The 10,893-nt window shown below is 71.7% G+C and carries 12 protein-coding genes and 1 pseudogene; 8 read left to right on the forward strand and 5 right to left on the reverse strand.

Going from position 1 to position 10,893, the window contains the following annotated elements; all coding sequences use genetic code 11:
* Positions 1-27 precede the first annotated feature (27 nt).
* The 6 genes and pseudogenes from AB0K12_RS37710 (at position 28) to AB0K12_RS37735 (ending at position 6,061) form a co-directional block, all read left to right on the forward strand.
* Complete coding sequence (locus AB0K12_RS37710) at positions 28-207, forward strand: hypothetical protein (protein ID WP_355413690.1); 180 nt, start codon at positions 28-30, stop codon at positions 205-207.
* Between the two features lie 120 nt (positions 208-327).
* Positions 328-2,910, forward strand: coding sequence for a lantibiotic dehydratase (locus AB0K12_RS37715; RefSeq protein WP_364572086.1), 2,583 nt, complete (start codon positions 328-330; stop codon positions 2,908-2,910).
* On the forward strand, positions 2,907-3,896 hold the full coding sequence (locus tag AB0K12_RS37720; RefSeq protein ID WP_364572088.1) for a lantibiotic dehydratase C-terminal domain-containing protein: 990 nt from the start codon (positions 2,907-2,909) through the stop codon (positions 3,894-3,896). The genes AB0K12_RS37715 and AB0K12_RS37720 overlap by 4 nt, the downstream gene beginning before the upstream one ends.
* On the forward strand, positions 3,884-5,017 hold the full coding sequence (locus AB0K12_RS37725) for a thiopeptide maturation pyridine synthase (protein ID WP_364572090.1): 1,134 nt from the start codon (positions 3,884-3,886) through the stop codon (positions 5,015-5,017). The genes AB0K12_RS37720 and AB0K12_RS37725 overlap by 13 nt, the downstream gene beginning before the upstream one ends.
* A 105-nt stretch (positions 5,018-5,122) precedes the next feature.
* A pseudogene (locus AB0K12_RS37730) lies at positions 5,123-5,209 on the forward strand (transposase); the annotation flags it as partial.
* 123 nt (positions 5,210-5,332) lie between these two features.
* Complete coding sequence (locus AB0K12_RS37735) at positions 5,333-6,061, forward strand: AAA family ATPase (RefSeq protein ID WP_364572092.1); 729 nt, start codon at positions 5,333-5,335, stop codon at positions 6,059-6,061.
* Between the two features lie 125 nt (positions 6,062-6,186).
* On the opposite strand, the gene AB0K12_RS37740 is transcribed toward AB0K12_RS37735, so the two are convergent.
* Positions 6,187-6,972 (reverse strand): TetR/AcrR family transcriptional regulator C-terminal domain-containing protein, encoded by a 786-nt coding sequence (locus AB0K12_RS37740; protein ID WP_364572094.1) that lies wholly within the window; start codon positions 6,970-6,972, stop codon positions 6,187-6,189.
* A 93-nt stretch (positions 6,973-7,065) separates the two neighbouring features.
* Between AB0K12_RS37740 and AB0K12_RS37745 the strand changes: the two genes are divergently transcribed.
* Complete coding sequence (locus AB0K12_RS37745) at positions 7,066-8,004, forward strand: alcohol dehydrogenase catalytic domain-containing protein (protein ID WP_364572096.1); 939 nt, start codon at positions 7,066-7,068, stop codon at positions 8,002-8,004.
* Between the two features lie 218 nt (positions 8,005-8,222).
* Here AB0K12_RS37745 and AB0K12_RS37750 read toward each other — a convergent pair whose 3' ends face one another.
* Positions 8,223-8,426 (reverse strand): hypothetical protein, encoded by a 204-nt coding sequence (locus tag AB0K12_RS37750; protein ID WP_364572110.1) that lies wholly within the window; start codon positions 8,424-8,426, stop codon positions 8,223-8,225.
* Between AB0K12_RS37750 and AB0K12_RS37755 the strand changes: the two genes are divergently transcribed.
* Complete coding sequence (locus AB0K12_RS37755; RefSeq protein ID WP_364572098.1) at positions 8,396-8,821, forward strand: Tn3 family transposase; 426 nt, start codon at positions 8,396-8,398, stop codon at positions 8,819-8,821. The genes AB0K12_RS37750 and AB0K12_RS37755 overlap by 31 nt on opposite strands.
* Before the next feature lie 25 nt (positions 8,822-8,846).
* On the opposite strand, the gene AB0K12_RS37760 is transcribed toward AB0K12_RS37755, so the two are convergent.
* From AB0K12_RS37760 to AB0K12_RS37770, 3 genes are all read right to left on the reverse strand, one after another.
* Positions 8,847-10,133, reverse strand: a complete 1,287-nt coding sequence (locus AB0K12_RS37760) for a PP2C family protein-serine/threonine phosphatase (RefSeq protein ID WP_364572100.1) — start codon at positions 10,131-10,133, stop codon at positions 8,847-8,849.
* Positions 10,134-10,221: 88 nt separating this feature from the next.
* Positions 10,222-10,353, reverse strand: coding sequence for a hypothetical protein (locus AB0K12_RS37765; protein WP_364572102.1), 132 nt, complete (start codon positions 10,351-10,353; stop codon positions 10,222-10,224).
* 403 nt (positions 10,354-10,756) lie between these two features.
* Positions 10,757-10,885 (reverse strand): STAS domain-containing protein, encoded by a 129-nt coding sequence (locus AB0K12_RS37770; protein WP_364572108.1) that lies wholly within the window; start codon positions 10,883-10,885, stop codon positions 10,757-10,759.
* Positions 10,886-10,893 lie beyond the last annotated feature (8 nt).

The raw sequence follows: 10,893 nt of genomic DNA on the forward strand, positions 1-10,893 counted from the left end.
GGATACACAGCAGAAGGAGAAGTGCACATGTCCGCTGAGAACCTGAAGCTCGACCTGCGTGGCCTGGAGGTCGACTCGATCGACGTCGTGTCGGCCGACTCCATCGTGGCCGAGGGCCACGGCAGCATCGAGACCGGGGCGTCGTCGTCGCCGGGCTACTGCTCGTCGTACCTGACGGCGATGAGCTGCTGGGCTCCGGAGCTGTAGCGCCGGTGCCGGTCCTCCGGTGAGCCCGCCGCGGCCACCGGGATGACGAGCAGGGCCGAGGGCGCCCGTGCCGTGAGCGCCCTCGGCCCCTGACGAACCCCTTCGAGGAGCGCGTTTCCTTTGACCCAGATAGCGCACGCCGCCGTCCCCGTCGCGGGGGACGGTGACTCTTCAAGGCTCGCTGACCCCGATTATGCCCTGTCGCCCGTTGTCGCGGTCCGTGTCGCGGGGCTGCCGGTGGCGGGGCTGGAGCGGATGCGGTGCACCCGTACGTGGCGGCTGGTGGACGAGCTGGCGGACGTGTCGTCCCGGTTGCGGCGGGAGGGCGCGGAGCTGTCGGAGCCGTTGCACGAGGTGATCGGCGGTGTGGCGGCGGGGCCGCTGCGTGCCGGGCTGGTGGCGTTGCGGCGCGCGGTGTTCGCGGGCCGGCGCCTGGGCGGGCGGGCGGTGTCCGCCGAGGTGCTGGGCGCGCTGCCGGCGGGCCTGGCGGCCAGGATCGGGGCGTGGACGGCGTTGCGGCGGCGCGCCGATGAGCTGCGGGCGGCGCTTCCCGGTGTGCTCGCCGAGGAGGCGCGGGAGAAGACGGGGGTGCTGCGGGAGGCGGTGTCCGATGCCGGGTTCCGGCACGGGCTGGCGCAGGGCAGCGCGGTGCTGGCCGATCGGCTTGAGGCGTGGCTGGGCGGCCGGCCGCCGGAGCGGCAGGAGGTGTTGCGGCTGGCGCGTTATCTGGCCAGGGCGAGTGTCAAGACGAGTCCGTACGCGACGTTCACGGCCGGCGGGCTGGGCCGGTGGGAGACGGACGGGCCGGCGGTGGCCACGGGCGGTGAGCCGTCCTGGCTGGTCATGGCCGAGCTCGACCGGGCGGTCCTGCGCCCGCTGTGGGCGGTGCTGACGCGGCACCGGCGGGTGCGTGAGCGGGCTCGGCTGCGGGTGAACCCGTCCGCCGCCGACGACGGGGAGCGTGTGTGGTTCCTCAGCCCCGGGCATGGGGAGCCGCTGTCGTCGGTGCCGGCGACGGCGCAGGTGCGGCAGGCTCTGGACTGGGTGCGGCGGCAGGACGACGCCACGCTGGCGGCCGCCCCGGGGATCGAGCCGCTGGCCGAGGCGGGGCTGGTGGAGTATGTGCCGCCGTATGACGAGCAGGGGCCTGATCCGATGGGGGAGCTGGCGTCGTGGCTGGCGGCCGATGGGCCGGCCCCGTACGCGCTGGCCGTCTCCCGCGTCGCGGATGCGCTCCAGGCCGAGCCGGCGAGGAACTCCGGCGTCGTACGGGCGGCGCTGCGGGAGGTGCTGCCGCCGGGGCCGTCCCTGCCGGAGAAGAACCTGCTGTGGCACAGCGCGGTCATCCCCGGCGCCGCGGGGCGGCTGAACGCCTCCGCCTGGCGGGGCGTGTGCGACGACCTCGACGCGCTGCGCGGGCTGCTGGGCCTGTTCGACCCCGACCTGCCCGTCAAGGTCGCCGCCGCCGCGTACTTCGTGGACCGGTACGGCCCCGCCAGCCGCCTGCACGCGATGGCCCTGTACCGCGACGTCCACAGCGGCGCGCCGGGCGCGGGCGGGGAGTTGCTGCGGGCGATGCTGCGCGACCCGGTCGCGGGCACCCGCGCCCTGCCCGACGTCGATGTGCCTCCTGGTCTGCAACGCCTGACCGAGTTGCGGCGCGGCTTCTGGGACCGCCTCGGCGCGGGGCCTGCCACGGGCGGCGGGGCTTCGGTGGTGGATCTCACGGCCGCCCGCCTGGCCGCGCTGGCGGACGGCTGGCCGGGCTTCGTGCGGCCGCCCGGCTCCATCTGCTGCTACGTGCAGGCGATACCCGGCCCGGCCGGTATGCGGGCCGTCGTCAACTCCGTCTCCGCCGGGTACGGGCGCGGCCTGTCGCGGCTGCACCGGCTGGTCACGCTGGCCGGCGGCGAGGCGCCGCCCGTCGAGGAGTTGCGGGCGGCGCAGGGTGATGTGCTGGTGGCCGAGTGCCGCGGCCTGGCCGGCGGCGGTCTGAACGTGCGGCCGGCCACGGCGGACGTCGCGCTCGATCACCCGTTCACCGCACCGGACGCGCATCTGCCGGCGGTGACGCCGGCGGAGCTCACCGTCGGCTACGACCGGGAGCACGACCGGCTGACCCTGCTGGACGGGTCCGGACGGCCGGTCAGGCCGGTGCATCTGGGCATGACGGCTCAGTACTGGCTGCCGCCGTGGCTGCAGTTCCTGGTGCGGGTGTTCGGGGAGCCGTCCACGGCGATGGTGCCCGGGTGGGTGTTCCGCACCCGGAGTGAGCCGCCGCAGGAGGGCGTGGTGGAGTGCTGGCCGCGCATGGACGTGGGGCGGGTGACGGTGGCGCGGGCGGCGTGGCGGATGCGGGCCGGGGTGTTCCCGGTGCCGGCCAAGGGGGAGAGCGAGGCGGCGTACCTGCCGAGGCTGGCCGAGTGGCTGGCCGGGCACGGGGTGCCGCGCCGTTTCTTCGCCCGGGTCGTCGATGTGGGTCAGGGGTTGCTGGCGGGGCTGCTCAGCAAGGACCGCAAGCCCATGTACGTGGACGTCACCGACCTGCTGCTGCTGACCGGTTTCGTGCGCACGCTGCGCGACCCGGGCGCGCTGCTGGTTGTGGAGGAGGCCCTGCCCGACCCCTCGCAGGCCCCCCGTTACGGCGACGAGGCGCGGGTCACCGAGTACGTCATCCAGCTGTCCGCCAGGCCGGCGTCATGACGGCGCATCCGATCGCGGGCGAGGACCGGTGGGTCAGCGCGCACCTGTTCCACTTCGGCGACCTGGACCCGCTGATCATGGGCGTGGTGAGGCCGGTGACGCGGGAGCTGGTGGCCTGCGGGACGATCCGCCGCGCCTTCTTCCTGCGCTATTGGGAGGGCGGCCAGCATGTGCGGCTGCGGCTGCAGGTGCCCGACCCCGCCCGCCAGCAGGACGTCCGTAACCTGGTGCGCGAGCGTGCTGCGGCGCATTTCGCCGGTCATCCGTCCCCGGCGGTGGATGCGGACTCCTATCGGGCGTTCGCCGCCGCGATGGCCAGGGGTGAGCGCCGTGCCGACTATGACGATCGGCTGCACGAGCCGGGCACGGTGGCGTTCATCGGGTACCTGCCGGAGTACGAGGCGTACGGTGACGCTGCCTGCGTGGCCGCCGCCGAGCGTCACTTCGCCGTCTCCAGCCGCCTCGCTCTGGAGGTGCTGGCCGCCGGCACGGACATGGGCCGCCGCACCGCGATCGGGCTGGCCGCGCTGACGATGGCGGTCGCCGCGTGCGAGCCCGACCTGCCCTCGGCCGCCCACCGCCTGGCCGCCGCCATGCGCGGCCCCGCCGCAGCGGCGGCGGCGGTGGAGGAGGACTGGCGGCGGCGGAAGGACGCGCTGCTCGCCCAGACCCGCAGGTTGTGGGAGGGCCCGGAGTCGGCCGGCGGGTTGCTGGCCGCGTGGGCGGCGTCGCTGCGGGCCCTGCGGGATGAGCTGGACGTGCTGCACGCCGAAGGCCGGTGTGTGCCGCGCGATCCGGGTTCGCCGCACGCGGCCCTCGCGCTGGCGGCGCCGCCCGAGCGGCGCACGGTGGCGCTGATCCTGATGCGGTGCGTTCATCTGTTCCACAACCGGCTGGGGCTGCGTGCCGGAGCCGAGCAGCACACGACGTTCCTGGCCGGCCGCGCCGTGGCCGGTCTCGCCGACTCCCGGAGGTGGTCCCCCTGACTCCCGTCTGGCACTGCGTGCACGTCTACTACCACGCGCCCGGCAAGGACGCCCTGCTGCTGGACGCGGTGCGCCCGCTGCTGGAGGGGCTGCGCGGCGAGATCGAGCAGGCGTACGTGCTGCGTCACTGGCGGCAGGGCCCGCACCTGCGGATCAACGTCAAGGCGGCGCCCGAGGCGTGGGAGCGGGTGGTGCGGCCGCGCGTGGACGAGGTGGTCGGCGCGTACCTGCGCGAGCACCCCTCCACAGCCGTGCTCGATCCGGCCGACAGTCTGCCCAGGCACCGGCTGATGGCGATGCGGGAGCAGGAGCGCGGCCCGCTGACGCCGTGGCCGCCGGACAACTCCATCCGCGACGCCGCCTACGACTCGCGCCGGCACGTCCTGGGCACCGATGAGGAGGCCGAGCTGCTGGCCGCGTTCTACGCTGATGCGACCCCGCTGCTGTTCGAGATGCTGGAGCACGTACGGGACGGCCATGACGGCAAGACGGGGCTGGCGCTGAGCCTCATGCTGACCATCGCGCACACCTCGCAGCGCATCGACCGCAGCTACCTGTCGTTCCGGATGCACGCCGAGGGGTACCTGACGTGGGCGGCCGACCCTGCAGCGGCCCGCGCGTCGTTCGAGCGGGTGTTCGCCGAGCGGCGGGCGGCGCTGACGGGGCGCGTCCGCGACGTCGTGGCCTGCCTGGACGACCCGGGCGCGGCGGCGGTGCCGTTCGTGCGGGAGTGGGCGGCGCTGCTGGAGCGCTACCGGCCGCGGATCGCGGCGATGATGGACGACGGCCGGCTGGTGCAGCCGGCGATCGAGCCCGGTGAGGCGTTCGCGGCCCGGCCGGGGGAGCCGCGCGCGCCGCAGCGGGAGCCGAGCGAGCTGCAGCGGCTCGTGTTCGACAACCCGGCCTACCACGAGGTGATCTTCCGCAGCCCGGCCTTCCGCCGGTACCGGGTGCTGCTGAACTACACGTATCTGCATCTGACGCGGCTCGGGCTCACCCCGCTGGACCGGTTCAGGACCTGTCACCTGCTGGCGGACGCGGTGGAGGACGTCTACGGCGTGTCGGGGGTGGAGGCGCTGCGCCGCTTCACCAGGGTCACGGGGTCTCCGGCGTGTTCCTGAGGTAGGCGGTGAGTGCGCGTTTCAGCTCGGCGACCAGGTCGGCGGCGCGTGCCGGTTCGGCGGCGGAGGCCGGCGGCATCTTCGCCACGGCTGCAGACGTTCTCGCGTTCGTCAAGGGAGATCCGCCGCCGCACCGACGTGGTGGGCATCTTCCCCGACCGGGCGGCGATCATCCGTCTGGTGGGCGCGGTTCCGGGGTGGGCGTTCCTGTGGTGCGACTCGACGCCGGACAGGGTCGTGCAATCCTGATGGGGCGGCGAACACCCGGTTTGTGAACACAGATGAGCTTCTCGAAGCGGTGGAAAGGCGGTTGACGTGCTGCTGACGCGGCTTGACGTTTCGCGCCCTCTGGCCGGCTGGTCTGCCGCACTGCCCCTGGTCCGTCATCTGGAGGCGTCTGGGCTGGCCTTCACCGACCGGGTGACGTTCGTGGTGGGGGATAACGGCTCAGGGAAATCCACCTTGATCGAGGCCATCGCCGACGTGTGCGGCATCAACTCCGAGGGCGGCAAAGCCGGTACGAGGTACGCATCGACAGGGATGCCTTCTCCGCTGGGAGAGGCGCTCGACGCCGAACTCACCGCGACAGGGCTCAAACTCCTGCGCGGTCCTCGACGTAAGCGACGAGGTTTCTTCTTCCGCGCCGAGACACTCTTCAACCTGGGACAGAACGTGTCCGGCATGCCTGGATTCTGGGAGGACGACCTCACGGAGCAGTCCCACGGCGAAGGGTTCTTCACGGTTCTCGACCGCATGGTGTCCGGGCCGGGACTCTATGTGCTGGACGAACCCGAAGCGGCCCTGTCGTTTCGATCCTGCCTTCGCCTGCTCGGTCTCATGCACCGCGTCTCGCTCGAAGGCGGCCAGATCATCTGCGCGACGCACTCGCCGATCCTGGCCGGCCTTCCTGGCGCACAGATCATCGAATTGGGAGAGCACGGCATTCAGGCCACGAGGTGGGAGGAGCTTCAGCTGGTCGACGACTGGCGGCGCTTTCTCGCCAAGCCGGACTTCTACCTGCGGTACGTGACGGAAGAAGGCTGACTCCTTCAGAGGTCCCCCGCCCGCCTGCGTGTCGAGGCCGACGCTCTCCGCGCGGCCGACCCAGGGGCCGCTTCCGGGCGACCGTCATTGGAGCCGGTCAGCAGCTTGAAGGCCGGCCAGGTGCGCTAAGCGTGCGTGATGTCCGGGTTCTGGACCAGGGCCCGGAAGCCGGTCAACAATGCCTTGAGGCCTACTTCGAACTCATCGTCGCTGCTGACCTCCGCGAGGGCGTCGGCGTGCTGCACGATCAGGGGCAAGGCCGCGGCGTCTCGGGAGCGGTACAGCAGGCGCCGGTGACGGCTCTCTTCGGGATCTGACGAGTCCAGGCCGAGATTGAAGTTCACCGAGCCGATGATGAAGGTGGCCAGCGACGATGCGGCGGCGTACGCGAGCCGGGGGCTGAAGCCGGCGCCGATGAACAGTTCGAGGGAGTATTGCACCCCGGCCAGCGAGTTGGGGCCGAGCCGCTCGGTCCCGCGAAGGAGCGAGGCCACGCCGGGGTGCCGGAGCAGGTGCTCGCGGAACAGGCGTGCGGACCACGCCGCCTTCTCGGCCCAGTCCGTGTCGCCGGGCGGCACCGAGCTCGCCACGCTGAGTGCCCGGTCGACCAGCAGGGTCACCAGTTCCTCGCGGTTGCGCACGTGGCGGTAGAGGGACGCCTGCGTGCAGCCGAGTCCCTCGGCGATGTTGCGCATCGTCAGCGCGGCCACCCCGCGCGTGTCGAGCAGGGCCATGGCCGTGTCGAGGACGGCATCGAGGGTCAGTGATCTGCGCCGCCGCCGCCGCGCCGGTTCGTTCTCCTGGGCAAGCCACCAGGCCGCCGTGCCCGGCCTCGGTTCCGCCTGCTGGTTCTCCCGCGGGTCATGCGGCGGCAGCTCGCCGGCCATGCCTGTCGTGGTGGGTTCGCGCACGGGACCACGATACGGCCTAGGCGAACACCGATCACTTACCATAAGCTAACAGCGTTCACATAGCGGCGAGTTGAAGAGGTCATCATGCGCGCAGTGCGTAACACCGACCAGGGCATCCTCGTGACCGAGATCGACGAACCGGTAGCGCCCGGCGTACGCCTCACCATCGCCTCGACGGGCATCTGCGGGACCGACGTGAACTTCGCGGCCGGCGGCGTTCAGGGCTACACCGTTCAGGGCTACACCTACGGCCACGAGTTCGCCGGTACCGCCGCCGACGGCCGGAGCTATGCCGTCGAACCCTTGGTTTACTGCGGACAGTGCGACCAATGCCGCACCGGCCATGTCCAGCGGTGCACTGCCCCGGAGCACGGAACGCTCGGCATATTCCGAAACGGCGGTATGTGCGATGCCGTGACGGTCCCGGAGAACATGCTTGTCCCGCTTCCGGCCGGCCTGGACGTACGCGACGCCTGCCTCGTGGAGCCGGCGTCAGTGGCCTGGCACGGCGTCCGCAGGGCGGCGCTCACGCCGGGCGAGCGGGTGGCGGTCGTCGGCGGCGGCAGCATCGGGCTGCTGGCCGTGGCCGCGGCCCGGCAGCGCGGCCACGACGTTGATATCGAGGTGCGCCACAAGCACCAGAGGATGGCTGCGGAACGTCTCGAAGCCGGCCCAACCGAAGGCCTCTACGACGTCGTGATCGACGCCGCCGGCAGCGAGTCCGGTCTCGCCCGGTGCGCCGAGTTGGCCCGCCCCGGCGGTCGCATCGTGCTGCTGGGCGTCTACGTGCACACCGTACCCATCCCGGGCGTCGCCAGCCTGGTCAAGGAACTCACCTACATCAACTCCATCTCCTACAGCCGGCACGACGGCATCCGCGACACCGAACAGGCCGCAGCGTTGCTCGCCGGCAACCCTGCGATAGCGCAGACGGTGATCACCCACCGCTTCCCCCTCGACGATGCCGCAGAGGCCTTCCGCGTGGCCGGTGACCGGGCCTCCGGAGCCATCAAGGTCGTCCTCCACCCCTGACGGCCCTCTCTCCGCCGCCATCACCCGCTGTGGCCTGCGGCGACGCTCTACTCGGGACCCATGGCAACCGACCCGAGGCCAAGGCTGCACTGCGACCTCCAGAGGCGCACGAAGATCCAGACGAGTATCCGACAGGGCCGCACCTGCCAGGGACGGCACTGTGATCGACTTCGAGGGGCAGGGGTGGTTTCGCGTCCCCGGAGCGGGGGTCTGCACGGTCACTGGTGTAACTCCTGATCAAGGAGAATGCACCTGATGCGTAGGACGGTCTTGGACCGGGCGCCGTTGCGGCTGCCGCCCGTCTCGCCGGCACCGCGCTGGTGCTTGTCGTAGCCGAGATGCTCGGCTCGGCCGCCGACGCCGAGGACGTCCTGCAGGAGACCTGGCTGCGGTGGGTCATGGTCGACCTCGAGCAGGTGCACGACCAGCGCGCCTGCCTGGTCCGCATCACCACCCGCGCATCACCGCGGCGACCAACAAGGCCGAGTCCTGCAACGGGTTCTCCAAGTGGCTCGGCTTCGGCGGCGTGCCCGCCGAAAACGACCCCGAAGAGCAGGAGAAACTGATCAAGTTCAACACGCTGCCGGCCAACCTGGTCGTCTTCCAGAACGCCCTGGACGTCTCCGACGTCGTGCGGCAGCTCGTCGCCGAGGGCTGGGGGATCACCGCCGACCAGCTCGGCCAGATCGCCCCGTACCTGCGGGCCCACATCAGCCGCTTCGGCGCCTACGCCACCGACGACCTCCATCGCCAGCCAGACCCGTTCGATCCCCTCCTCAAAGAGGCCGACTTCACCGATGCCGAGCTGGCCGCCTGATTTTCGGCGGGCCGACGGCTGTTGATCATCGTGTTGCCTCATGCGGCGCGGTCATCCTGGAGCGTTCCAGGGTGAGCGGCTGTTGCCGCTGGGTGCGCCATTCGGCCGTCAGTACGGTGGCGTCGTCCTGCAGCCGGCCGCGCTGGTGTGCCAGGATGGCCTGGATCAGGCGGCGCAGGGTCTCCGGGGCCGACATGCCGTCGGCCTCGCGGCGGATGACGAAGTCGATGAAGCGCTCCAGCCCGAACAGTTTCCCGTCCGGGCTCTGGGCCTCGATGATGCCGTCGGTGTAGAACAGCAGCCGGTCCCCGGGTTCGAGCTGGTAATGCAGCAGCCCGGTGGACACTCCCCAGCCCAGACCCATCGGGGGGTCGGGCACGCTGGTCAAGGTGGCGACCTGCTGGCCGCCTCGGATCACCAACGGCGGATGGTGCCCTCGATTGACCCAGGCCAGCCGGCCGGTCCGCAGATCGAGATCGGCTAGGACGCCGGTGGCGAAGCGGCCGGTGAACTGCTCGGCGATCGCCGCGTCGATCGCCTCGCTCGTCGCAGGCAGGTTCGTGCCCTGGCGGCGGCTGGTGCGAGCGGACCCGATGGCGATGGTGGCCGTGAGCCCGGCCGCGGTGTCGTGCCCCATCGCGTCGAAGATCGACACATGCAGGGTGTCGCCGTCGATCGCGTAGTCGTAGGCATCTCCGCCCACCTCGTAGGCCGGCTCCAGCGCGGCGCTGACCACCACCCTGTCGTCGGCGAAGCCCCCAGGCGGCAGCAGGTTCCACAACACCTCGGCCGACAGCGTCATCGGCCGGGCGCGGACCAGGCGGGCGTAGGAATCGCTGTAGGGGCGCTTGCTGATCAGCAGCAGCGAGACGAGCGAGGCCAGCCGGCCGGCCAGCAACGCCGCGGCCTCAGATCCCCGCTGCACGCTCACTCCCAGGACGCCGACCCGTTCGGTGCCGCTCAGCAACGGCACCCATAGTCGCTGCGGCACCTCGTCGGCCGGCGAGGCAGGGACGCTTTCAGGAGCGGCGGGATCCATCACATGCCGGGCCTCGACGATCTCCACGCCGCGGAAGGCGCGCCCGGCCATGGTGGCGTCGATCCGGATGGCCTCAAGCCGCTCGCCGTACACGTCGCGCTGCCCGGCCAAGGGCAGCAGCAACTGCTGCTGCAGGTCAGCTACGTAGATCATCGTCTGAGAGAAGCCGGCCAGCCGTCCGTACGCGGCGACCAGGCCCGGCAGGTCCTCCATCGCGGACAGCTGAGTGGCGTCCAGCAGGCCGCCCAGCATCCGCTCACCATCACCCGTCACCTTGACGCCTTCCCCCTGGAGCCCCTCCCCTCACAATAGATCGTCTCCTCCATGCGGAACGAGCTCCTTTCACGCGTGCTGACCGGGGCTAACGTCCCCTGAGCGCGCTGGGGTGGGTGCTGGTGCGCAGGGTGTGCCTGCCGGCCACCATGCGTGGGTGGCCGAGGACGTCGGCGGGCTGCCAGTGCACGTTGGTGGCCCAGTTCAGGCGTTCGAACATGCGGATGAGCGCGGCGGAGGGGTCGATCTGGCGTGGGCCGCAGCCGTGTCGGGCGCAGCCGGGCTGGCTGTGGTGGCCGTTGTGCCAGCTTTCCCCGAAGGACAGCAGCGCCGGCGGCCACAGGTCGGTGGACCGGTCGTGGCGGCGGGTCTTGTGCGGCGCTCACCGATCATGTGACACAGGGAGTTGACGCTCCAGGTGACGTGCTGCAGCAGGGCGATGCGGACCAGGCCGGCCCAGATGAACGCGGTCACAGCGCCGTACAGGGTGCCGCTGATCGCCCAGCCCGCCGCGAACAACGGCAGCAGCAGGGAGGCGGCGCACCAGACGGCGGGCCGGGGGAACGGCGCATGGCCGTCTTAGGCCGCCTCTGCGGTGGTGCGGGTGGCGGTCGGCATGCCCGTCACGCCATGACGGGGAAGCGGTGGTCCAGCCCGGTGATGCGCAGCAGCCGGGCCACGCGCGGGGGAACGCCGGTCAGGGCCAGCGTGATGCCCCGTGCCCGGGCACGGGCTCGCACGCCGATCAGCACGCCGATCC

The sequence above is a fragment of the Nonomuraea sp. NPDC049419 genome (genome assembly GCF_040676995.1).
GTDB classification, from domain to species: domain Bacteria; phylum Actinomycetota; class Actinomycetes; order Streptosporangiales; family Streptosporangiaceae; genus Nonomuraea; species Nonomuraea salmonea.